Annotated in this window: 16 protein-coding genes and 1 tRNA gene; 4 read left to right on the forward strand and 13 right to left on the reverse strand. The window is 33.1% G+C overall.

The annotated features are described in order from the left end of the window. Positions 1 to 34 precede the first annotated feature (34 nt). Positions 35 to 514, forward strand: coding sequence for a UpxY family transcription antiterminator (locus tag BLV84_RS01230; protein WP_093238276.1), 480 nt, complete (start codon positions 35 to 37; stop codon positions 512 to 514). A 13-nt stretch (positions 515 to 527) separates the two neighbouring features. On the opposite strand, the gene hemB is transcribed toward BLV84_RS01230, so the two are convergent. Continuing rightward, a complete protein-coding gene (gene hemB, locus BLV84_RS01235; protein WP_093238279.1) occupies positions 528 to 1,520 on the reverse strand; it encodes a porphobilinogen synthase in 993 nt (330 codons plus the stop codon). A 6-nt stretch (positions 1,521 to 1,526) separates the two neighbouring features. Then, positions 1,527 to 3,200: a glutamine--tRNA ligase/YqeY domain fusion protein gene (locus BLV84_RS01240; RefSeq protein ID WP_093238284.1), complete on the reverse strand. Its 1,674-nt coding sequence runs from the start codon at positions 3,198 to 3,200 to the stop codon at positions 1,527 to 1,529. 155 nt (positions 3,201 to 3,355) lie between these two features. Here BLV84_RS01240 and folB point away from each other — a divergent pair, with 155 nt between their 5' ends. After that, complete coding sequence (folB, locus tag BLV84_RS01245; protein ID WP_093238770.1) at positions 3,356 to 3,712, forward strand: dihydroneopterin aldolase; 357 nt, start codon at positions 3,356 to 3,358, stop codon at positions 3,710 to 3,712. Between the two features lie 53 nt (positions 3,713 to 3,765). Continuing rightward, a tRNA-Cys gene (locus tag BLV84_RS01250) sits at positions 3,766 to 3,836 on the forward strand. A gap of 134 nt (positions 3,837 to 3,970) precedes the next feature. Here the strand turns inward: BLV84_RS01250 and BLV84_RS01255 are convergent. The 8 genes from BLV84_RS01255 to BLV84_RS01290 all read right to left on the reverse strand — a co-directional run bounded on the left by BLV84_RS01255 (position 3,971) and on the right by BLV84_RS01290 (position 18,655). Next, complete coding sequence (locus BLV84_RS01255) at positions 3,971 to 4,912, reverse strand: T9SS type A sorting domain-containing protein (protein WP_093238289.1); 942 nt, start codon at positions 4,910 to 4,912, stop codon at positions 3,971 to 3,973. Between the two features lie 4 nt (positions 4,913 to 4,916). Next, a complete protein-coding gene (locus BLV84_RS01260; protein ID WP_093238291.1) occupies positions 4,917 to 7,277 on the reverse strand; it encodes a zinc-dependent metalloprotease family protein in 2,361 nt (786 codons plus the stop codon). Between the two features lie 323 nt (positions 7,278 to 7,600). After that, positions 7,601 to 8,290: a LysE family translocator gene (locus BLV84_RS01265; protein WP_093238294.1), complete on the reverse strand. Its 690-nt coding sequence runs from the start codon at positions 8,288 to 8,290 to the stop codon at positions 7,601 to 7,603. Positions 8,291 to 8,327: 37 nt separating this feature from the next. After that, positions 8,328 to 10,031, reverse strand: a complete 1,704-nt coding sequence (recJ, locus tag BLV84_RS01270; RefSeq protein ID WP_234953062.1) for a single-stranded-DNA-specific exonuclease RecJ — start codon at positions 10,029 to 10,031, stop codon at positions 8,328 to 8,330. Continuing rightward, positions 10,031 to 12,742, reverse strand: a complete 2,712-nt coding sequence (locus BLV84_RS01275; protein ID WP_093238300.1) for a PD-(D/E)XK nuclease family protein — start codon at positions 12,740 to 12,742, stop codon at positions 10,031 to 10,033. Before BLV84_RS01275 ends, recJ begins: the two co-directional genes overlap by 1 nt. A gap of 100 nt (positions 12,743 to 12,842) precedes the next feature. After that, complete coding sequence (locus BLV84_RS01280) at positions 12,843 to 14,213, reverse strand: OmpA family protein (RefSeq protein WP_093238773.1); 1,371 nt, start codon at positions 14,211 to 14,213, stop codon at positions 12,843 to 12,845. A 99-nt stretch (positions 14,214 to 14,312) separates the two neighbouring features. After that, the gene (gene kbl / locus BLV84_RS01285; RefSeq protein WP_093238306.1) at positions 14,313 to 15,512 is read right to left on the reverse strand and encodes a glycine C-acetyltransferase; all 1,200 of its coding nucleotides are present in this window, start codon (positions 15,510 to 15,512) and stop codon (positions 14,313 to 14,315) included. A gap of 17 nt (positions 15,513 to 15,529) precedes the next feature. Beyond that, on the reverse strand, positions 15,530 to 18,655 hold the full coding sequence (locus BLV84_RS01290; protein ID WP_093238312.1) for a UvrD-helicase domain-containing protein: 3,126 nt from the start codon (positions 18,653 to 18,655) through the stop codon (positions 15,530 to 15,532). Positions 18,656 to 18,873: 218 nt separating this feature from the next. Here BLV84_RS01290 and BLV84_RS01295 point away from each other — a divergent pair, with 218 nt between their 5' ends. Continuing rightward, positions 18,874 to 19,482 carry a superoxide dismutase gene (locus BLV84_RS01295; RefSeq protein ID WP_093238315.1) on the forward strand — a complete coding sequence of 203 codons (609 nt, stop codon included), beginning with the start codon at positions 18,874 to 18,876 and terminating at the stop codon, positions 19,480 to 19,482. A gap of 57 nt (positions 19,483 to 19,539) precedes the next feature. Here the strand turns inward: BLV84_RS01295 and BLV84_RS01300 are convergent, their stop codons facing one another. From BLV84_RS01300 to BLV84_RS01310, 3 genes are all read right to left on the reverse strand, one after another. Further along, on the reverse strand, positions 19,540 to 20,577 hold the full coding sequence (locus tag BLV84_RS01300) for a glycosyltransferase family 9 protein (protein WP_093238318.1): 1,038 nt from the start codon (positions 20,575 to 20,577) through the stop codon (positions 19,540 to 19,542). Next, a complete protein-coding gene (locus tag BLV84_RS01305; protein ID WP_093238321.1) occupies positions 20,577 to 21,185 on the reverse strand; it encodes a DUF4254 domain-containing protein in 609 nt (202 codons plus the stop codon). Before BLV84_RS01305 ends, BLV84_RS01300 begins: the two co-directional genes overlap by 1 nt. A 129-nt stretch (positions 21,186 to 21,314) precedes the next feature. After that, on the reverse strand, positions 21,315 to 23,150 hold the full coding sequence (locus BLV84_RS01310) for a T9SS type A sorting domain-containing protein (protein WP_093238324.1): 1,836 nt from the start codon (positions 23,148 to 23,150) through the stop codon (positions 21,315 to 21,317). Positions 23,151 to 23,195 lie beyond the last annotated feature (45 nt).

Genomic DNA, 23,195 nt, shown 5'->3' on the forward strand with positions numbered 1-23,195 from the left:
TTTTAATAAGCAAGAGAACCAAAATTAGATTTAATTGGAAAATTCTGATAAAAACTGGTATGTTATTTATACCAAACCAAGAGCAGAAAAGAAAACAGCCAAACGATTGAACGACTTTGGCATTGAAGCTTACTGCCCAACAGTTAAGGAAATTAGAGTTTGGAGTGATCGTAAGAAGAAGATTGACAAACCTGTTTTACCTTCCATGATATTCGTCAAAATATCAGAAGATGACAGGCATTTGGTTTTTAATATCAACACGGTTACCCGTTACCTATTTTGGGATAAAGAAGCTGCCAAAGTGAGCGAAAATGAAATCAATGAGTTAAAAGCATCTTTAAATTCAAAATCTGCTTATCAATCTATAGATTTTGAAACAATTAAAATTGGAGAAAAAATTGATTTGTCGAAACTCGGATTTAAAAATGAGGAAGGCACAATCAAGAATATAAAAGACAATAAGTGCTGGATTGTCTTAGAAAGATTAGGCTTCATTATTAAACTTGAAGCCTAATCTGTGAAATAATTTATTTATTTAAAAGTCGTAAAGCATCTTTTGCAAAGTAAGTTGCAATCATGCTTGCGCCTGCTCTTTTAATAGCCATGAGTTGTTCTAGAAGAACTTCTTCATAATCTAACCAACCTTTTTCTGAAGCAGCCTTAAGCATCGCGTACTCGCCACTCACTTGATAAACAGCAACTGGCACATCAACTGTATTTGCAAGATCTCGTACAATATCAAGATAGCACAAACCTGGTTTCACCATTACAATATCAGCACCTTCATCAATATCTGTTAAAGTTTCAGTGATGGCTTCTTTTCTGTTAGCAGGATCCATTTGATAAGTTTTCTTGTCCTTAGGCACATCTTTAACATCAACTGGCGCTGAATCTAAAGCATCACGAAATGGTCCGTAAAAAGCTGAAGCATATTTAGCTGAGTAGCTCATAATTCCTGTATTTACAAAGCCCTCATCTTCTAAAAGTGTTCGCAGGGCTAAAATTCTGCCATCCATCATGTCACTTGGCGCAACAAAATCAGCACCTGCTTTTGCATGACTCAAGGCCATTTTAGCTAAAGCTTCAACACTTTCATCATTTAAAATTTTTCCGTCTTTTACAATACCATCATGTCCTAAACTCGAAAATGGATCGAGCGCAACGTCTGTCATCACAAGCATTTCAGGTGTTGTTTCTTTAACAACTTTAATCGCTTTTTGCATTAAGCCATCATCATTTGTGGCAGCCTCACCTGTGTTGTCTTTTTGGTCTTGCTCTACTTTTACAAAAAGCAAAACTGATTTAATCCCAAGCTCCCATGCTTCTTTTACTTCTTCAACTAAAGTATCTAAACTATAGCGGAAGTAATCAGGCATTGAAGCAATTTCTTCTTTGACATTTTCACCTTCAGTAATAAAAATTGGCAGAATAAAATCATTAGCTGATAAATGATTTTCTCTTACTAAATCTCTAATTGCCGAATTTTGGCGTAAACGTCTATTTCTATTTAATGGATACATTATATTTTATTTTCCTTTCCACGAATCTCTTAATGTCACCGTACGGTTAAAAACCAAGTGATCAGACGTTGAATCTTGATCAACACAGAAATAACCTATACGCTGAAACTGAAATTTATCTAATTCCTTAGCTGAAGTCAAACTTGGTTCAACTTGAGCTGTAATCACTTTTAAACTTTCAGGATTTACAAAATCTAGAAAATCTTTTTCTTTATCAGCCGTTGGATCATCAACTGTAAACAAACGATCGTACAATCTGACTTCGGCTGGTTTCGCATGCTTAACTGAAACCCAATGCAAAGTTCCCTTTACTTTCCTTTTTGAAGCTTCAGTTCCGCTACCACTCTTGGTTTCTGGATCATAAGTACAATGCACTTCAATGATGTTTCCATCATCATCTTTGATTGCTTTTTCAGCCTTGATAAAGTAAGCATTTTTTAAACGCACTTCTTTTCCAAGTTTTAAACGGAAGAATTTACGATTTGCTTCTTCTCTAAAATCTTCTTTTTCGATATAAATTTCTCTAGAAAATGGTAATTCACGTGTACCTGAATTTTCATCTTCTGGGTTGTTTTCCGCAACCAACATTTCTTCTTCACCTTCAGGATAGTTTGTGATCACAACTTTTAGTGGATCGAGAACAGTCATCACACGTGGTGCAGTTTTATTAAGATCGTCACGTACTGAAAATTCCAATCTTGACACGTCAATCATATTTTCACGTTTACCAATACCGATATCATTGGCAAAGTTTTTAATTGAAGCCGGTGTATAACCACGACGACGTAAACCTGAAATGGTCGGCATACGTGGATCATCCCATGAATCGACAACTTTACTTTCAACAAGTTGAAGTAACTTACGTTTACTCACGATGGTATGACTTAAATTACGACGTGCAAATTCACGTTGTTTTGGCTCAAGTTCACCTTCTTGACTCACACATTTGATAAACCAATTGTAAAGTTCACGATGCGGTTGAAATTCTAAAGTACAGAAAGAATGAGAAATATTTTCGATAAAATCTGACTCGCCATGCGCCCAATCATACATTGGGTAAATACACCAATCATTTTCTGTGCGATGATGCGCTTGATGTAAAGTTCTATACATCACAGGATCACGCATCAGCATATTTGGCGAGCTCATGTCAATTTTTGCTCGCAAGACGTGGGCTCTTGGTTCAGTTAAACCATTTTTCATGGCTTCAAAAAGCTCTAAATTATCTTCAACAGAACGCTCTCTGTGCGGGCTTGGTTGACCTGGCTCAGTTGGTGTTCCTTTTTGTTCAGCGATTTTTTCTGAATCTTGACTATCAACATAAGCTTGTCCGTTCTTAATCATTTCAACAGCCCATTCATAAAGTTGTTGAAAATAATCAGAAGCATAACATTCCTCTGCCCATTCAAAACCTAACCATTCAACATCTTTTTTGATGGCGTTGACATAAGCGCTTTCTTCTTTAATCGGGTTTGTATCATCAAAACGCAAGTTAACAGGCGCATTATAACGTAAGCCTAATCCGAAGTTCAAGCAGATTGACGACGCATGACCAATGTGCAAATAGCCATTTGGTTCAGGTGGAAAACGAAATTTTAATTTCGACTTATCGAAACCCTCTTTAAGATCAGTTTCAATAATTTGTTCTATAAAATTTAAAGATTTTTTTTCTTCAGACATGATCTAAATTTATAAGCTGCAAAGTTACCAAAAATAAAAAGTTCATGTGTTTTTATAAGCTAAGTATTTATTAATAATGTACGTTGATATATAAAAATCAAATCAACATGAAGTTCTATCAAACAGAAGCTTTACTTTTGCAAAAAAATAATGAGATGGATCAAATTATATTAGAAAACGTCCGCATTTATACAAATCACGGTTGTTTAGATGAGGAGGCGAAAATAGGTAGTGATTATCGTGTTGACTTACGTATAGATGCAGATTTATCAACATCTGCACAAAGCGATGAATTGAAAGACACTGTTGATTATGTACATCTCAATAAAATCATTAAAGAAGAAATGTCTGTCCGTTCTAAATTACTTGAGCATGTTGCGCAGCGTATTTTGGATAGAACATTTAAAGATTTGAAAATGGTGCAGTTTGCAGAAGTTAAGGTTGCTAAAATCAACCCACCGATTGGAGGCGATGTACAAGCTGTGACGATTGTAATGACAAAAACTCGTTAAAAGACTCGCTTAATTAAAGATTATTATTAACTTTGCAATCGCAGAATAATTATGGTGTCGTGGCCGAGTGGCTAGGCAGTGGTCTGCAACACCATCTACAGCGGTTCGAATCCGCTCGACACCTCTAAAAAACCTAACTTTTCTTAAAGTTGGGTTTTGTTTTTTATACGAAATTATACAGCGGTTCTCCCGAAATCTCAGGATATTGACAAGTTTCAAAAATCTGACTTTTGAAATGATAGTTGTAACATATTTAAACTATTCAGATTTTAAAATTTTAATAAAGCGAGACCTATTTCCACTAATTACTTTTATAAAATATAGACCAGATTTTAAATTTTCTAAATTTAAGGAATGATCAATATTTGAAAAGGTTTTGATTCTTTGGCCATTAAAAGAATATAACTCTATTGCATCTAATTTAATTTGGTCTAAATTTTCAATTTTTAAAATATCCTTAACTGGATTAGGATACACTCTTATTTTAGTTTGTAAATCAAAATCAGAAGTTGATAAATAACAATTTGAAGAAAAATTGTACAACACATAAGTATAACCATTGACATCAGGTTCAGGAGTTATAATATTCCATGTATTGTAAGGATAATCATTGTCAGCAGCAGCTTGAGGGTCACTAACGTTTATACAAACTGTTCTGTTATAACCTGGATCCCAATATTCATGCGACAAATCAATAGTTAAATTTACTAAAGTTGAGTTAGGGTTATTTAAATTAAGATGAGTATCACCGTTATTATTTATTAAACTTATCAGCTCAAGATTATTTAGGTTATTAAGTACCAAATGCGGAATATTTATCAACGGGCTTGTATCATAGCTTGAATCATCAGCCCTAAATTCTCTTAGATTTAGATTAGAATTAAATACACTTGCTTTCTCTTCAGAAAGCTCAACCCATGCATTACTTAAGTTTAGAATTTCAAGAGCTGTAAAATCTTCGATACCTGTAAAGTCAGTTATGATAAAGTCATTATTCATTGGGTCGTAAAGATTTGTGAAATCTAATTCAATAATATCAGAAATATCACTGGTTAGCACTTGACCATTGATAACACCATCACTATCGATATTTAAATCAATAAGTGCTTGCTCAAAATTTTCATCCGGAATCGCTGTGGTTTGTGCTGTTGCTAGATGAGCTATTAACAGCATAAAAAATAATTGTTTATGTAGTATCATAATTTTAATTTTTTAGAAGGTGTTTTGTATCTACAATTACATTATCTGTAACAAGATTTATGATATATTGCCCACTAGGTTTATTACTTAAATTTATTGTCCCATAAGTCGCTGTGACGTCTAAAAGATAATTATAACTAACACCTGTAATAACATGAGTAACTATTATGTAGCCAGTGCTTGCTGTACCAATATTATAATTAATGTTAAAATCGTTTTGAGTTGGATTTGGAAATATACTTTCAATATTTCTGCTTTCTTTGACCGTAAATGTTTTATAATCTTTATGACCATCACTCTCAGCTATTACTTCGAGTTTGTAATCTTTTAAAGCAGCGTTTGTCACAGACAAAGTTTGACTACTAATAATAAATTTACCGTCTTGATCATACCAATTATATATGGCATTTTCATTAATACTTTCTGCATCTATTATAGTATTATTTTGATCAACTTCTACCTTAGCATTAGCAGTAAAATACTGCCTTGAATAATCTCTATTGATATGATATGTGAATCCTCCCAAAACCATACCACTTTCTGATATTGTTTGTGATACATTTAGAGTGTATGTTGCATCTGTAACTTTACGGATTAAAAAATTTATTTGAGGAGTTAATATACCCCATTCATTAGGTTTGAAATCAATGTTATCTAATGAAGAGTTATTGCCAAGAATGTAAACCTCTCTATCAGAGAGACTAGAAACCTTTATGTTAGTAGCATGACCACCACTTTCCTGCCAAGTGTTCCAAAGATTTTCACTCAATTTTACTCTAATTTCTGCTTCTTGCCAAATTAAGTTATTTTCATTTGTAAAAAAATTAATATTACTTTTTACTCGTTCTGTCGTATTATAATTACCTGCTGAAATACTACCTATATAGCTGTTTTGACTTAAGTTAACAGTAGTAGTATTTTTATAAACTATATTATTATTGTTTCTGGTGTTTGTAGCAGCACTAGATCCTTCTGGAAATGTAATTGGATCTTCTGCAGACACTATACGACTTAAGAAGCAAAACATCCAAGGTTTAGATGTAAAACCAGCGTTTTCATAAACATCTGGATTTTTTGGCTGCCATTGGAATTCTAATATAGTCTCATCTTCACTTCCTGTTATAGGTATGTTTTGACTACCAATTTGATTACCTATATCTAAAGAGTTAAAAGAATTATTGAAACCTTGCCAAACATCTGGCCAAATTTGTTCTCCTATTCCACCTTTAGCCCAATAAAGTTCAAGACTGTCAGTCCCTAATGAAGGGTTACAGCTTTTATTCTTTAATCTTACATAAACATAAACAGGTGTATTATCATCTATATAATGTAAATCCTCATGTTCATGAACATCAAAACCATCCTGTTGATTCCTTACCCAAATATCTGGACTATCCCAAATGACACCAGTTTGTCCATCAGGCTCTATACCATTATCTAAATTTGAGTTGCTACTATATAAATCAATATAATCATCATCTAAGATATTAATATAATGACCATTTGAGTGATACTCTATAGTTTCATGAATTCTGATTTTTTGACCAGTTGTAAATAATGTCCTGCAATGCTGCCTAGTGTAAGCCATAAAATTTTGAATTTCATTTACAGTGATTGTGTAGGGAGTTCCTTCACAATCTGTTAGATTTCCAGTATAAGTATTACAATCCATTGAAACATATTGCATATTAGAACCATAAAACTCAGGAGAAGCTTGAGTATCAGTCACACTATCTCCGAAAATGTTTGCATTATAATTTTGATCATTAGAATCACGCGTAACTGTTTCGCAAATTGAACTATCGAAATGATGATGAGTATGTTTTAGCCCTAAATTATGACCTATTTCATGTATAAAAATCCCTGTTGTGATTTGATCAGCTTTAATTGACAATTTAGAACTTCCCCATGCGATGCCTCTGAAATTCAAATTATGCGGCACAATGACTCTAATTGCAATGCCATCATAGGAATTAATTTGGGATTCATCAAAAAGTTGATAAATATTTGTGCTAGTAGTGTCATAATGTTCATCTGAAACGATATATCCAAAATGCATAAGATTAAAACAAACATTGAATTCATTATATACACCGTTTAAATATTCCATCATATTATAGGCATCTAATTGTGATATTGATTGTAGACCGTCTGTTCTCTCAATTCCCCATATAGCAATATTTAAATTTCTTTGAGGAAAAGTGTTCAAATAGTTCTCATCTGTAGAGGCGGAATAAATACCACTATTAATAACTGTTTCAGGGTTTAAAGTTTTACCATTTTGAGTTCCGCAAATTGAGTTTTGTGAATAAATTGTAGCTGAAAATATTAATGCAATTAATAGAATTAATTTTCTTAGTTTCATGGTTAAAGGATTTTAATTAAGTCAATTTACTTATTTTAGTATTATTTTATTATTATATGTTTCACAAAAAATACAACTTTTATTTAATACTAAATGTTAAATTTTTAAACTATATAAAAAATACTTTTTTTTTACAAGATAATGCGCAATATGCTTTATTGATGAATTAAATCAATTTTATAAGAAATTCTAAGAATTTTTTCTTTGAACTTTAAAGATTTTTCACACAAAAACAGAGTCATTATTTATTAAAATTTCGCTCGGAATTTTAATTTTAAACAATGTATTTTTTTAAAAAAATAACCAATTATGATTATTGAGTTTTATTCGAATTCTTGAAACATTGTGATGTCAAGATTTTCTTCAATTTCATGCATATCTTCAGGGAAGGTTCCTCTTAAAACAAGGATGATTCCGAAGATCAACATCAGAATGCTAATGGCTTGCTTCATCAGAATAATTCTTTTTGTCGTCAACTTTTTATTGAGGCGCTTGGCAAGCAATATTTTTAAAATGTCGATAATGAGGTAAGTAATTAGGATCGTCCCAAAGAAAACTGACATTCTTTTAGGATCCATTTCCAAGGTCGGTCCGAAAATAATTAATAAACCTAACCAAAAACCAAGGACGCCAATGTTGATAAAATTGAGCAAAAAACCTTTGACAAACACGCCTATGTAATCTTTGCGTTTGAGCTTTTGAACCTCAAAATTTGCAGATTTACGCGCTGATTTTTTTACTTTAATAAAGCTAATAACACCATAAACCAGTAAAACTGTCCCACCAAAAATAAATAAAGCTGGGTCATCTTTTATACTTGTCAGTAGTTTATTGGTACTGAAATAAGCAATACAAAGAAAAATAAAGTCGGCTAGAATTACGCCTAAATCAAAGGTCAATGCTGCCCTAAAACCTCTCAAAGCCGCAGTCTCTAACAAAACAAAAAAAACAGGCCCAACCAAAAAAGCTAAAAAAAAGCCTAATGGTATGGCTGATAATATATCTTCAAACATTCCGTTGATTCTCTATCTCAAAGTTAATAAATAAGAATTAACTTTGAGTCATCACTCTAATGTCTTTAATATTCAGCTGAAGATTTACTTGATTATTCCACTCATTTTCTTCAATTGTAAAAACAGCCTCAAGATGATCATCTTTTGAAATTTTTTCTAAGATATCACCCAAGCCAAATCCAATAGCACTAATAGCAATATTATCTTGGATTAATTTACATTTTAGATGCTTACTATCTTTCCCGACAGCTTTTGCATAAGGATCTAATTTTAGATGAGAGGCGTAAAAAGTAGGTTTCATATTTTGAGGCCCGAAAGGTGCAAATTGCTTTAAAATCCTGTTCATTTTATCTGTAATATTTTTTAGCTCGATTTCAAATTCATATTGAATTTCAGGAACTAGCAAATCAGGATCAATGCTATTTTTGACAATAGATTCAAATTTATTTTTGAAAGCTTCATAATTACTTTCTTCAAGTGTTAAACCCGCAGCATATTTATGCCCACCGAATTGTTCGATAAGATCAGAACATTCTTCAAGCGCATTATAAACATCAAACCCAGTGACTGATCGTGCTGAAGCCGCCAATTTATCTCCGCTTTTTGTAAAAACTAAAGTTGGTTTGTAGTAAGTTTCTGTAAGTCGCGAAGCCACGATACCAATAACGCCTTTGTGCCAATTTTCATGATAAACAACATTGGTAAAACGGTCTTCTTCCTGTAAATCTATAATCTGCTGAAGTGCTTCATTTGTAATTTGCTTATCAGTTTCTTGACGAAAAGAATTATCTTGATTGATTTCTTCAGCAAAAGAAGTTGCTTTTTCAATATTATTTTCACATAATAAATTAACAGCTTCTAGACCGTGTCGCATACGTCCAGCGGCATTGATTCGAGGGCCAACACTGAAGACTAAATCTGTAATGGTGAAACTTTTACGTTTAGTTTGCTCCAATAAAGCAGTAACACCTGTGCGTTTTCTGGCATTAACTAATTTTAAACCGTAATAAGCTAAAATCCTATTCTCACCAGTCATCGGTACGATATCTGAACCAATGGCAATGGCAACTAAATCCAAATAATGATAAACTTTACGCTCGCTAAGTCCAAGTTTTTCCTGAATGGCTTGCGCTAACTTGAAACCGACGCCACAACCACAAAGTTCATCGTATGGATAATGACAATCGTCGCGTTTAGGATCTAAAACTGCAACAGCTTCAGGTAAATTCTCTCCTGGCCTGTGGTGATCACAAATGACAAAATCAATATTTTTTTCTTTTGCATAAGCTACTTTATCGATAGCCTTGATGCCACAATCTAACGCAATAATGAGATCAATATTTTGTTCGGCAGCAGTGTCAATTCCTTTGTAAGAAACGCCATAACCTTCGGCGTAACGATCAGGGATATAGGAAATCACCTTGTCAGTTAGTGTTTTTAAATAGCTTGACATTAAGGAAACAGAAGTTGTGCCATCAACATCATAATCGCCATAAACCATGATTTTTTCGTTGTTTTCAATTGCTGAAATAACTCTCTTCACAGCGACATCCATATCTTTCATCAAGAACGGATCATGAAGATCTTCAAGTTGAGGCCTGAAAAACTGCCTTGCTTCATCGAAAGTTTTTATGTTTCTATTGATGAGCAAATGCGAAATTTCTTCACTTACATTTAAAGATTCAGCCAATTGCTTGACAACTTCATGATTATCAATTTTCTTTTCAGTCCATCTTTTCATCATACTTCTTTTTCTTCAAAAGCTTGGTTAGGATCAAGGATTTCATTGATTAAGGTAATTAATTTTTCTTTAAATTTACTTAAAACTGATTGATCAATATACTGACTCGAAGCATTAGTTTTGTCTTTAAACTCCATGAAGCCTGAGTTTAATTTTTTGAATGTAATGATACCAACAATTGACTGATCTGTCAATTCATCTTCGCAAAGTAGGGCATAAAACAACAACTGAAAGGCTTTACTGTAATCGTAATCAGATATTAATTCCTCCCATTTTTTAGCATCTAAAATAAGTTGATTTGGCTTAACTTCACCTGTTTTATAATCGACAATTCTCAGTTGATGATTGAGCATATCAATTCTATCAATTTCACCTATCATTTTGACTTTAAGGTCAAGTTTGTCATCCTTCAAGAAAATTTCTTTACGCTTTTCGAGTGATTTTAAAACCAGTTCATTGTTTTTGACAACTTGTAATTCTTGCTCAAGAAAGCGTTTTGTCTGCTGTTTTGCAATTTCATAATGCAATAAATTTTCACCAGACTGAATTGCATCTTCATTAAATTCTCTAGCAAATTGTTTCTTTAATTCGAGCTCATAAGTCTGTAAAATTTTCTTGAGATGTTCAACTGTAATAATTTCATTGAGATATTCTTTATAAACATTTTCAATCGTTTTATGGATCACGTTACCATGCACGCGATACGAAACAGTGTCTTCTATCTCTTTTGTTTCTTTGATGCCAAGAACATATCTTTTATAAAAATCAAGTGGGTTACGGATATAAGTCGTCAATGCAGAAGCTGAAATACCACGCTCAAAACGCTTTTTCAGAATGCTGATCATTTCGGGCGTTTTCTTGACTTTTGAGAGTTCATCATGCAAAACATTTGCAGTCGCTGCACCAGTAAAGTGTTGTATTTGATGTTGAGGTCTTTTAAAGTACTTTAACTGTTTCAGAAAACGGCTTTCTTCACCTTTGGACATGCCCTCAGTATCTGTATTGTATAAAAAATGCGCTTCTTTTACATCTTGTAAAAGTCTAAAAAAGTGATAAGCATAAACATCGTCTTTTTCGGTATAAGTCGGTAAATCGTATTGTTTTTTTAAATCGAAAGGGATATAAGAGTTTTGAGTTTTCCCCAATGGTAAAACACCTTCGTTAACTGAAGTCATAATGATGCGTTCAAAACTTAAAACACGTGTTTCGAGCATTCCCATAATCTGTAAACCATCGTAAGCATCGCCGATAAAGTCAACCGTCTGCTGACTCAAAATGTCTTTATAAATTTGCTTAAGTGTTTTAAAGCTAGTGATTAAGCTGGTTGAACTGTTATAGGTTTTTACCTTTTCAAATACTTTCTGAAAACCTCTAAGGTAAAGAAGTCTGACTTGATCATCCTGATAAGTTTGTTCAAAGAAAACACTGAGCTTGAACATCTTGTCAAGAAATGAGTCAACACTTTTGTAATCATAGAAAATAAGCTGAAGTTGCTCTGAAAATTTTTCAGAAATAGACTGAGAAACTTCAAACAATCTTTCTTTAGAGATATAAATTTGATTTGCTTTTAATAACTGGCTTTTAAGTTTCTTTTGTTCTTCAAAGAAAATACTTTTAAACATCGGATGACTGATAATTTGAAGCAAAACTTGATGATAAATCTCTTGGTGTTGATCAACTTGCCAATCTATAATACGCTCAAAAAACGAAGCAAAACTTGTCTGGCTTAGCGCCAGTCCCATTGTAATATTTGCCTTTTTTACGTTATCTGGTAAAGCATTTAAAATAGGTTGAAGCAAATTTTCATCACCCAAAATCAAAGCTGTTTTTTTGAGTTCAGCTTCAGAAAGATGAGATAAAATTTGTCCGACTAGTTTGGCCTGACCTATTTGTTTAGAGACATCATAATACTTAATGTCCTTTTTTTGGCTAAAATTGTTTGTGCTGGCTTCTAGAGGTTGATTTTTATATAAAGACCAACTTTGAGCATAAGTACGCATAAATTCTCCTGCTTTATGTTCTTCTAAAAGATACTGATCAATATCCCAGAAAACCTTAGCAGATTTATGTTCTGTTAAATAACGAATCAATTTTATTTCTGCTGTATTTAAAGCATTGAGACCGACGAAAACAAAATCTTTATTTTTCCTTTCAGCGTATGATTCTATATTTTCTATTGCAACTCTGTAAGCCAAGCCCTGATAAGCTTTCTGTTGGCTTAAAAGTTGTTCTCGTAAAGTTTTATAATAGATAGGCAAAGTTTTCCAAAACTTCAAATAGTTTTGAACCATTTTTGTTTGATCAGCTCCTTTTGACCAATGCTCAACATCTTTGATGTCTTTTAGATGATTAAAGAATTGAGAGGTATCAACAATGTATCGATCAATTTCATTAAAGTCTTGTATTAAGGTATGTGACCATCCATAAAAAGTTTCAAAGCTTTCTTGCTCATCTTTAGGTGTAATTTTTTTATATATACCATATAATTCAAAAACTGTTTCTAAACTATCGATATAATTTAGCCCTGAAACATCGGCAATAAATTCCTCAACACTTAAAACTTCAGGGAAAATAAAAACATCCTGCTTTGTTATTTGAGTCAAACGTCTCTTAAAAGCATTTGCTGACCTTCGACTAGGAAAAACAAAACAATTATTTTGAAGTTCGTCAACATCATACTTTAAAATGATATCATCTAAAAATTGAGACATAAAGGAGGTTTTAAACTAAAAACGATGGACTTCAAATATAATTCAAAAAAAAGACTGTCTCGAAAGACAGTCTTTAATATTATTTGAAGTTCTTAAAATATTACTTCGCTAAATTGATTTCAACTCTTCTATTGGCAGCTCTACCACTTCTAGTGTTATTAGATTTGATAGGTTTAGTTTCACCATAACCTTTAGAAGAAAGTCTGAATTCATCAACACCATTTTCCACTAAGAAATTCTTAACAGAAAGTGCTCTTGCATCAGAAAGCTCCATATTATTTTTAGCACTACCTACACTATCAGTATGACCTTCAACAGTAAACTTAGCGTTAGGATACTCATCTAAAATTGCTATAATTGCATCTAGTGCTTCTTCAGAATCCTTTGTAATAGTTGTTTTTCCTGTAGCAAAATTAATTGTTTTCGCGTAGTCATTCAATTCTTTTTGAACTTCATCACTCACTTCAGGACAACCGTTATTTGCTTTAGTACCTGCAACGTCTGGACACATATCATCTTTATCTAAGACACCGTCTCCATCAGTATCTGGCCATGGGCAACCATTATTTTCTTTTGGTCCTTTTTCATTAGGGCAATCATCATTATGATCTGCAACACCGTCTCCATCAGCATCTGGGCAACCATTCATTGCTTTAGTACCAGCAACTTCTGGGCACTCATCTTGAGGATCTGGGATTCCGTCACCATCAGTATCAGGACAACCGTTAAATTCTGGTAAACCTGGTGTATTTGGACATTCATCTTCTTTGTCTGGTATACCATCACCATCAGAATCTGGGCAACCATTAAATTCTTTTAAACCTGGTGTTTCTGGACATTCATCTTCTTTATCATAAACGCCATCTCCGTCAGTATCAGTTCCGCCAAATCCAAGCTTTACTCCAACTGCATGTTGAAAGTGATTAACTCCTGAATCTTCAAAAGCTGCTTTATAAGATGAATCTAACGTCAATGCAATATTGTCTGTCATCCAAAAATTAATACCAGCACCTCCATTAAAAGTTGCATCCCCATTACCATCTAACCAATAGTAACCAACACCAGCTGATAGGAAAGGATCTACAACTTTAGTGTTAAACAACTCCATAAAGCTATATTGAACAGCTGCATCAACTGAGTAATACGCAAGATCATCTACAGCGATATCTCCCATATCTGTAATCTTGTTGACAGAACCTCCAAATTGTGCATTAAAGCCTTCGCCTAGGTATCTTCCTACAGTCACTTTAGAGAATGATGGCATAATATTCCAGTGATCTGCTGCATTAAAAAGCTCATCAAAAATGTGCTCGCTTGAAATTGTTCCTTCACCTACTCCATTTCCAGTTGGGTAAAAGTCAATTGCGTTTGTTCCTACCGAGACAGCCCAAGGGTTATCTTTGGTCTGCGCATATGCAGTGATAGCAAAAACAAACATCATAATGAATGTTAATTTTCCTAAGTGTTTCATAATCATCTTTATTAAATTAGTGTTTTGTCAAACAAAAGTACTTCATTAACTGTATCTTATCAAAAAATTTTATATTAATTTTTTTATAAAACTTATGATTTAATTAATAACTCCCATGGATTGACCAATTTTTTTGAACGCCTTAATCGCTCTATCAAGATGCTCTTTTTCGTGCGCTGCAGAAAGCTGAACTCTAATTCTTGCTTTTTCTTTTGGCACAACTGGATAGAAGAATCCAATAACATAAACCCCTTCTTCAAGAAGTTTTGCCGCCATTTCTTGAGCTAGTTTTGCATCATAAAGCATCACAGGAACAATCGCTGAATCGCCATCTACAATATCAAAGCCTAACTCCTTAATATTCTTTTTAAAGTAAGCTGTATTATCGGTTAACTTCTTTCTGAAGCTATCATCATTTTCTAAAATATCAAAAACCTTTAAAGATGCACCAACGATTGCAGGTGCTAATGAATTTGAAAACAAGTATGGACGTGAGCGTTGTCTTAACAGCTCTATAATTTCTTTTTTACCTGTTGTATAACCACCCATTGCACCACCAAGCGCTTTACCTAAAGTTCCTGTAATGATATCAACACGGTCTAAAACACCTTTTTCTTCGAGTGTTCCAATTCCTTTATCTCCAATAAAACCTGTCGCGTGGCACTCATCAATCATCACAAGAGATTCATATTTATCAGCCAAATCACAAATTTCATCTAAAGGCGCAACAAGTCCGTCCATCGAGAAAACACCGTCTGTGACAATCAAAATGTTTCTCGCTCCGTTTTCTTTTGCTTTTTTTAACTGATCTTCTAAATCAGACATATTACCATTTTCATAACGGTAACGTGCTGCTTTACATAAACGCACACCATCAATAATTGATGCGTGGTTTAGTGAATCTGAGATAATTGCATCATCTTTTGTCAACAATGGCTCGAAAATACCGCCGTTTGCATCAAAACATGCAGCATAAAGTATTGTGTCTTCAGTGCTGTAAAAACTTGCAATTTTTTGCTCGAGTTCGACATGAATATCTTGTGTTCCACAGATAAATCTAACACTTGACATACCGAATCCGTGACTATCTAATGTGTCTTTTGCTGCCTGAATAACATCAGGGTGTGATGATAAACCTAGATAATTGTTAGCACAAAAGTTTAAAACTTTTTCTCCTGTGTTGATTGTGATTTCAGCGTCTTGTGGCGATGTAATCACACGTTCTTTTTTATACAACCCATCATCTTTGATCGATTGGATTTCATTTTGTAGTTGTTTTTGTAAGTCTTTTGAGTACATAGTTTTTATTTACAAATTTATAGAATCTTTATTTCAATGCTTTCAGAAATATAAACAATCATTTTTTGCTCAATTTTGTAACCTAAAGCCTCAATAGCATATGCGTAGGTTTGAACTTGAATAGCATGATTTTCTGAAAAACTTCCTGTTTTATAATCAATAATAATAGCCTTTTTATCGAGAGTACAAAATTTATCTGGCCTCAACATTTCTCCCTTATAGTAAATTTCTCTTTCATTAAATGTCGTCCATTCGTCTGAAAAATAAACTTTCAGGGTAGGATGTTCTGTAATTTCAGTTAATTGTTTTTTCAGAATCTCTTTTTCTTCTAAAGATATTTCTCCTTCTGATAAAACTTTTTCTAATTGTAAATCAATATCAGCTGTGATACAGATATGCGAGAGCAAATCATGAATTAAATTTCCTCTTCGCCTGGCATCCATTTGTTCAGCTTCTGAAATTGACTCCGACTCTGTCACCAAATTAACATGATGCTTATCTTTTGATGCTAAAAACTGAATTGGGAAAAGCTGATTTTGATCTTTCTTTTTTCTTTTAAAATCATCGATATCTGATGTGCCGAATTCTATCTCAATGTCATTTAAAGCTTTATTATTTTCTAACGCATAAGTTTTAAATGTATTAAAATAATCAGAGTTATTCGGTTTCGTTTCATTTGAGAAAACATGCAATTCTTGCGAAGCTCTTGTCAGCGAAACATATAATAAATTCATGTTTTCTAATTCCGTTTCACTTATTAATGACTCCACTTCTGTTCGAAAAACGGGTTGTGTTTCCGTTTTTGAAGGTTTAGTGACAAGACCTAAAGGCAAATCTTTATCCTCTTCCAAGGGAAGCCAAACATGGTTTTGCAAGATATCAGCATACTTTTCATCGGCAAACGGCAACAGGACAATCGGAAACTCGAGCCCTTTACTTTTATGTATTGTCATAACTTCAACGGCATCTTGATTCTCTGGTGCAACAATTCCTTTTGCTGATGCTTTTGCTTCCCAATGGTTTAAAAATGATTTTAGGTCATTTGTTTTCTTTTGTGTAAAATCAAAAATTTCATCTAAATAAAACTGAACATAAGCATTTGCAAATTCAGCTAATTCGAAAGCATCAATTACATATTCAACAGCATCGTATAAAGGTAGCTCATGAAATTTTTTTGGATCAAAATGAATCTCATACTTTTTTAATTCTTGCCAAAACCCAGTCTTTGAAGCTTTGGTTAAGTTACTTATAAAACCAAAACCATCATCTAGTTTAATCAAATGTTTTTCAAGATAAGAAACAACTCGATATTGCGCATCATCATCGTCCTCATTTTCCAGAAAACTCAATAAAGCATCTAGAAATTGAACAGTCGCATCTGAAGATATCAAAAGACTTTCTGATGAAATAATCGGAATTCCAGCCTCTGTTAAAGCATCTGCTAAAACAATACCTTGATCCTTCTTTCTGACCAAAATACAGATATCTTTAAGCTGAAAACCTTGTTCTGCTTTTTGTTTGATTTTACTGACAACAAGTTCTGCGTATTGCTCCTCTTTTTCTTCTTTATTTTTGGCCTCAATAAATTGAATATTGACATAACCTTTCGTTTTCTTAATCGGTTGTTGTTCTAGTTTTTCTCTTTCATAAATCGATTTCACCAATTCACTATCAACGAGGTTTTTAGCCGAAGCAAAAAGCCCATTATTAAACTGAACGACCTCTTGAGAGCTTCGGTAATTATTAGGTAAGTTGACAACTTGAGGTGTCAAATTGAAATTATTTTGTCCATCGATTAAATCAACGAATTGACCAACATCACCACCGCGCCAGCGATAAATCGACTGTTTAGGATCGCCAACTAAAGTTAAGCTTCCCCTTTCGTTATTTTCATAAAGCGAGCTCAAAGCATTATCAACCAGAGGTTGCATATTTGTCCATTGCATTTTGGAAGTATCTTGAAACTCATCAATAAAAAAATGTTGAAACTTCTCTCCTAATCTTTCATAAATAAAAGGTGTTGGCTGATCTTTTAATTCTGCATTTATGGTTTTATTAAAATCAGAAATCAATTGAATATTTCTTTCTTCTTTAATCAGATTCATTTCAGTTTGTACCAAATTAAGAACAGAAAGTTGTGTCAGGTTTTTTAAAACTTTTGTATTGATTTTAACTTGATCAATTTTCGCTTTAAAAAGCGAAACCACTTCTAAAATTTGAGGCGCAACACTTTCTATAGCTTGCTTCTTTTCATCAGCTGTTTTTTTTGTGTAGAAGGTAGATGTATCACTTGTTTCCATCCACTTTGCTGTCATTTTAATATCGGAAATATTCTTTGTGTCGACAACTTTTTTAAAAAAATTAGGAATCGTATTTCTACTGAAACCATCCATTATTCCTTGCGAGCCAAAAACATCTAACATTTGTACTGCAAGTTCTTTTACTTCAACTTCAAGCTTTTCATTTTCTTTGATAATTTGTTTTTTTGTCTTTGTAAAATCATCAATTTCAAAATTTTGTAAAACTTCAACATATTCAATTTCATTATCGTTGAGCAGTAATTTTGAAGCATCTAAAATATCTTGAAAAATGTACCCACTTTTATCATCGTAGATTTTTTCAGTCGTAAAATCAATCAGAGTTTTGGTTAACTTTTTATCATGACCAACTTTGTCTATCACACGATTTACTGCATTTTCAAGCAATGAAAGCGTATCCATTTCAATATCAAAATTGAATGATAAATTGAGATCTTTAGCGAAAGTTCTAATTATTTTATGCGTAAAAGCATCAATTGTAGAAACTTCAAAAGCAGCGTAATTATCTAAAATTTGCTCGAGTAAAATGAGAGATTTTTTTTGAATTTCAACTTTTTGTAAACCACTCATTTTCATGACTAATTCGCACAAGGCAGAAACATCGTCTTCTTCTTTCATTTGAGAAAACTCAACCAAGCTGTCCAGAATTCGCGTTTTCATCTCAGCCACAGCTTTATTTGTAAACGTCATTGCCAATACACGTCTAAAAGACTGATTATCATTGGCTGAAAGTATTTTTGTAAGATAATCAGCTGTAATTGTAAAGGTTTTCCCAGAACCTGCTGAAGCATTATAAATTCTATATGAAGTCGCTACTGTTTGCATATTTATTTTTTATTAAAAAACTGAAAGATACGAAGAGCTGACGAAATCTAGGATGACACGACTTTTTTAATTTCATTATTGTTCAATAAAATCAATCTGCTTAAAAAAGTGAACCTAGACAGCGTCCATTTTAAGGATTTTATAACATGAAATAATTTAAAAACTTGACTCTTATGCTTACATTTGAGTTTAATATATTGAACTTAAAAAATATTATTATGGCTTTTGAACTACCAAAATTAGATTATGCACATGATGCATTAGAACCACATATTGATGCAAAAACGATGGAAATACACCATGGCAAGCATCACAATGGTTATACAACAAAATTAAATAACGCAATTGAAGGAACTGATTTAGAAGGGAAATCAATTGAAGAAATTCTTAGAAACTTAGATTTATCAAATACAGCTGTAAGAAATAATGGCGGTGGATTTTACAACCACAGTTTATTCTGGAAAGTTATGTCGCCAAACGGAGGCGGAAAACCTAGCGGTGAATTAGCTAAAGCAATTGATGATGCTTTTGGTTCTTTTGAAGATTTTAAAGATAAATTCTCTAAAGCTGCAGCAACACAATTTGGATCAGGTTGGGGTTGGCTTTGCGTAAATGAAGGTGGAAAATTAGAAATTCACTCAACGCCAAATCAAGATAACCCATTAATGCCAAATGTTGGCTGCTCAGGAATGCCGATTTTAGGTGTTGATGTTTGGGAACATGCATATTACTTAAACTACCAAAACAGACGTCCTGATTATATTGAAGCATTCTTTAATGTGATTAACTGGGATGAAGTTGCCAAAAGATATGCTGAGCATAAATAAGCTTTAGCGGCTAAAAAATTACTAAGAAGCTGTTTCATTTATTTGAAGCAGCTTTTTTTATATCAATTCTTCTTCAGCTGTTTCAATGATTTCTTTCGGATCTATTGAAAACATGACATTCTCATAACCTTCAATCATTTTGTTGCCATAAACCGAAGTTGGTAATAGTGGATAACGCTCTAAATCTGGTAAAATCTGCTGAATTCTTTTCTGATTAAAAGGTGCAAATCCAGCATAAGGGTGTGTCGCTCCCCAGATAGTCACAACACGCACACCAAACATGGCAGCCAAATGCCCGTTTCCGCTATCCATGGAAATCATTAAATCAAGGTTGGAAATTATTTGTAATTCTTGCACAAAAGAAAATTTACCTGCTACTGATGTGCATCCAGAGAATTTGTTTTCTAGTTTTTTTAACTTAATAACTTCATTCTTTCCTCCGCCAAAAAGCAAAATTTGATAATTTTTATTTTGTAAACTCTCAATAACTTCCTGCATTAAAGCTAAAGGATATTGTTTTGGCTCATGTGCTGCAAAAGGTGCAATACCGATAATTTTTTTAGAAAAATCGAGTTTCAATTCTTCTTTAACTTGCTGATCAATGGGAAGTTGATGGTTGAGATAAAAAGCATTAAAATCAATATAAAAACCAAGTTTTTCTAAAACATCTGCATAACGACAATGTGTCGACTTCAGTTTTAAAAAAACTTTATTTTGAGTTCGCGTTAAGCGTTTTTTTGCTTTTCTTCCTTTGTCAATTTTCACATAATCATGACCGAGAATTTTAAGAAAACCGCAAACTATTTTTGATCTTAAAACGTTATGAAAATCGGCCACATGCGTTGGCTTTAATTGATGTAAAGTTTGTGCCAAACGCCATAAACCGACAACACCTTTGTGTTTTTTCTTTGTGTCAACCTCAACAGTCTTGACATTTGGTAAATGATGAAATAATTGACAGAAAAAAGCTTTACTTACAACAGTCACCTTGATATCAGGATGTTGTTGAAGCAAAGCTTCTATTACAGGAACTGTCATGGCAACATCTCCCATAGCAGATAACCTGATAATCAGAAGATGTTGGTGTTTTGTCATTATTTTTTACTTCTTAATACAGGGTTCATTTCATCATCATTGTACATCTTCATCTGCTTATAGACTTTCATATACTTTTCACCTTTTTCAATATCTTCCAAAAGTTGATCAATCGCGGTTGATAAATCTTCACGTTGCTCTAAAAGAACATCCAATTTTGCTTGACAAGAAGCAATATGTGCTTTAGAAGCATCTTTACGCTCAGCTTCTTCTTGCATGTGATAAATTTTGAGTGCTAAAATTGACAATCGATCAATACCCCAAGCCGGACTTTCAGTGTTTATTTTAGCATCAGCTTTAGGTTTCACCTCTTTGTATTTTTCTAAGAAATAACTATCAATAAACTCAACTGTATCAGTTCGGTCTTGATTGGAAGCATCAATTTTTCTTTTTAAAACCAAAGCATCATCAGCATTGATTTCTGGATCACGGATTAAATCTTCATAATGCCATTGCACAGTATCAATCCAGCATTTTCTGTATAGTAAATGCGAAAGTAGATCTGTTTTTTGATCGTAAGGGTTTGAAAATTCTTGAGCCACATCATCTTTGATGTGATAGGTTTTGATGACTTCCTGAAAGATGTCATTTGCTTGAGGTGAAAACATAATTTTATAGATTTGTTACAAATATAACATTCCAAAATTAGCTTCACAAAACTGGGTGTTGTAATAAATTAGTTTCAATCTTTTAGACATTTAAAAAAACGCCTTCATAAATTAATTGAAGCATTTAATCTACTTCACTGATAATTTTATTGTGTTAAGTCTATGGTCTTCAGCTTTAAGCTTCACAATATAAACCCCAGATGAGAGCTGATCTAGCAAATGAATTGGCTGTCCTATTTTTACTTTATTTTGAGTAAAAACCTCTCTACCCATGAGGTCGAATATAGATATTTGCATTTCTCCAAAATTCTTTCCTTCCACAGTAAATTGACCATCTGTGGGATTAGGCCACAAGCTCAATTTCTGATGCTGATGATCTTCCACACCCATCCTTTTCTGCATAAATTTAATTAAAAAAGAATTTGTAGGATTATTACCGTCAGGTAATTCAGATTGGTAAGCATTAGATGTTGCTATAGCATTGTAACTCATAGTTGTTCCTGTTAAGTAAAAACCATCTTCATCATTCATAGGAAGCACCTTCGTAATTGCATCTCTTTTTTCTCCACCATAATAACTAGCATAAGATAAGTTTCCATCATCTGAAAATTTTGCAAAATACCCATCATGATTTGCTCCACCTGTATTCGGATTAGGTTGTTCTTGATAAGCACCATCTGTAGAGATATGTTCATAAGAGTTTGTAGTACCAGTGAGCCAAAACTCGTAAGCCTCTGATGAACTGTTATAACTTAAATTAAAAGGAATCATACCATTTGCACCATAATAAGTGCACCAAATTCTATCGTATGTTTCACCATCCATCTTTAAGAAAATCATGTTGCTATGTGATCCAATTAAGTTTTCTTGATAACTTCCTGAACTGGCAATGTTAGTGGCACTTTCACTAGCTCCTGAAACATAAATATTATTCTGTAATACAATAATATTTTGACCTTTATCATTTTCATCACCTCCATAATAAGTGCTCCACAAACGACTACCAGAAGATGAGAATTTTGAGACAAAAATATCTCTATTACCATTATTTTGCATTTGATAAGCATCTGTAGTTGAAAAGTAACCTGTCGCATCTTCTGTTGTACCAACAACAAAAAGATTTCCTGATGAATCTACGCTTAAATCTGATACTATATCATTAACTGCACCCGATCCATAATATGTTCCCCAGACTCGTTCTCCATTTTCATTAAACTTCATAATCAAACCAACTCTTTGATTATGCACATCTGTAAAAATAACGTTTTCTTGAAAGCTTCCAACAGTGGTTAAATGCGAAGTAGAATTTGTATTTCCTGTTATAAACACCTGTCCATTTTCCACGGTAACACTAGAGATGGCTTCCATACGCTCGCCATCTATATAAGTTGACCAAATCAAATTTCCTGAAGAAGAAAATTTTGTTAAAAACCCTGAAGTATAACGCGGAATAGTTATTGGTTCCATGTCAACCATGAACTCTTGAAAAGAACCAGTTGTTGTCATCCCTGTTGAACTGCTTGTTGAACCTACAATATATAAATTATCATTATACAAAGTTATGTCTGTTGGCCAATCACCGCCTTCACCACCGAAAAAAGTAGACCAAATTAAACTCCCTTCGGAATCAAATTTGCTAAGCAAAATATCTGATTCACCTCCTCCATAAGTTGTTTGGTGTGCTCCTGATGTTATGTAGTTAGCAGCTTCTGTTTCCATATTTAAAGCCCAAACCTCAGATAACATATAAATGTTTCCATCAGAATCTATTGCGCTTGAAACAGACTTTGTTGTATAAGATCCATAATAAGTACCCCAAATTCTATCATATAATGAAGAGTTATTTTGAGCAGTTAAATTCCCAAAAGACAAACAGATCAATATAGTCATGACTTGTGCTACATTTTCTAAAGCCACACTAAAGTAATTATTAAAAGAAAAAATAAAATCTTTGCCTTTCTTCATAGTGTTAAATTTCAAACAATCAAACCTTCAAATATAAAATTTAAT

Source organism: Psychroflexus halocasei (genome assembly GCF_900107595.1).
Lineage (GTDB): Bacteria > Bacteroidota > Bacteroidia > Flavobacteriales > Flavobacteriaceae > Psychroflexus > Psychroflexus halocasei.

Excerpts from the sequence above, each read along its gene's own strand:
- BLV84_RS01265 (WP_093238294.1), bottom strand. The coding sequence starts at position 8,290 with ATGTTTGAAGATATATTATCAGCCATACCATTAGGCTTTTTTTTAGCT.
- BLV84_RS01260 (WP_093238291.1), bottom strand. The coding sequence starts at position 7,277 with ATGAAACTAAGAAAATTAATTCTATTAATTGCATTAATATTTTCAGCT.
- BLV84_RS01255 (WP_093238289.1), bottom strand. The coding sequence starts at position 4,912 with ATGATACTACATAAACAATTATTTTTTATGCTGTTAATAGCTCATCTA.
- BLV84_RS01240 (WP_093238284.1), bottom strand. The coding sequence starts at position 3,200 with ATGTCTGAAGAAAAAAAATCTTTAAATTTTATAGAACAAATTATTGAA.
- BLV84_RS01305 (WP_093238321.1), bottom strand. The coding sequence starts at position 21,185 with ATGTTTTCACCTCAAGCAAATGACATCTTTCAGGAAGTCATCAAAACC.
- kbl (WP_093238306.1), bottom strand. The coding sequence starts at position 15,512 with ATGTACTCAAAAGACTTACAAAAACAACTACAAAATGAAATCCAATCG.
- BLV84_RS01310 (WP_093238324.1), bottom strand. The coding sequence starts at position 23,150 with ATGAAGAAAGGCAAAGATTTTATTTTTTCTTTTAATAATTACTTTAGT.
- BLV84_RS01275 (WP_093238300.1), bottom strand. The coding sequence starts at position 12,742 with ATGTCTCAATTTTTAGATGATATCATTTTAAAGTATGATGTTGACGAA.
- folB (WP_093238770.1), top strand. The coding sequence starts at position 3,356 with ATGGATCAAATTATATTAGAAAACGTCCGCATTTATACAAATCACGGT.
- BLV84_RS01300 (WP_093238318.1), bottom strand. The coding sequence starts at position 20,577 with ATGACAAAACACCAACATCTTCTGATTATCAGGTTATCTGCTATGGGA.
- BLV84_RS01295 (WP_093238315.1), top strand. The coding sequence starts at position 18,874 with ATGGCTTTTGAACTACCAAAATTAGATTATGCACATGATGCATTAGAA.
- recJ (WP_234953062.1), bottom strand. The coding sequence starts at position 10,031 with ATGAAAAGATGGACTGAAAAGAAAATTGATAATCATGAAGTTGTCAAG.
- hemB (WP_093238279.1), bottom strand. The coding sequence starts at position 1,520 with ATGTATCCATTAAATAGAAATAGACGTTTACGCCAAAATTCGGCAATT.
- BLV84_RS01280 (WP_093238773.1), bottom strand. The coding sequence starts at position 14,213 with ATGAAACACTTAGGAAAATTAACATTCATTATGATGTTTGTTTTTGCT.
- BLV84_RS01290 (WP_093238312.1), bottom strand. The coding sequence starts at position 18,655 with ATGCAAACAGTAGCGACTTCATATAGAATTTATAATGCTTCAGCAGGT.